At 44.7% G+C, this 651-nt stretch carries 1 protein-coding gene; it reads right to left on the bottom strand.

Annotated elements, in window-relative coordinates:
• Positions 1–651, bottom strand: a 651-nt coding sequence (locus AAEZ22_RS18110) for an IS66 family transposase zinc-finger binding domain-containing protein (RefSeq protein WP_352298368.1), incomplete at both ends; no start/stop codon positions are given.

The following is a 651-nucleotide window of genomic DNA, read 5'->3' as shown; positions in this document are numbered from 1 at the left end:
CAATTAGCTAATGTTCCGCGCGATAGTTCAAGGCCGCCACGGCCCAGTATGTCAACGAAACGATAAAGCGGTAAGGCATCGCAGTATTTGCCCGTAACAACCGCCGATAACGCTTCTGGACTCGCAATGCTGCCAGGAATAGGCTGCTTGGGTTTAGGCGCGGTGATAATTTTACTGGTCAATTGTTCGTGCTCGCAATGTCTGCAAGCATATTTAAATTGCTTGTGCTTAATGACACTGACTTTCGCTGGAATAATTTTCACTTGCTCGCTGTCTTGACTACCGCAATGGTGCAGTTGTTCACCACAGCATGGGCAATCAAGTACCGTTAACCTGTGCTCAACTTCTTCACGCTCAAAATGCGCCGCTAATGTTTGTTTACCTTTTTTATGATGTTTAGGCGGCTCTGTGGGTTTATGCTGCTCAGCTTCGTTGAAGGTACCTCGCGGGGCTTTTTCACTTTTCTTGCCGTATTTTTGCGATTTACTTAACTTAAGCTCAGCAAGCAAGTGGTCAATCCGCGATTGCATTTCAACCTTATCTTCTTGCAGTGAAATTTTATCTTTTTCTAAGCCATCAAGCTTAGCCTGCATAAGTGCAAGCTGATTTTGTAGTTCGGTGATGAGAATAGTGTCTGGCATTTTAATAGCA

This window comes from Pseudoalteromonas sp. 20-MNA-CIBAN-0454, from assembly GCF_040308685.1.
Lineage (GTDB): Bacteria > Pseudomonadota > Gammaproteobacteria > Enterobacterales > Alteromonadaceae > Pseudoalteromonas > Pseudoalteromonas nigrifaciens.
Note: the sequence above shows the minus strand (reverse complement) of the source record. Positions and strands in the feature narration are given on the sequence as shown.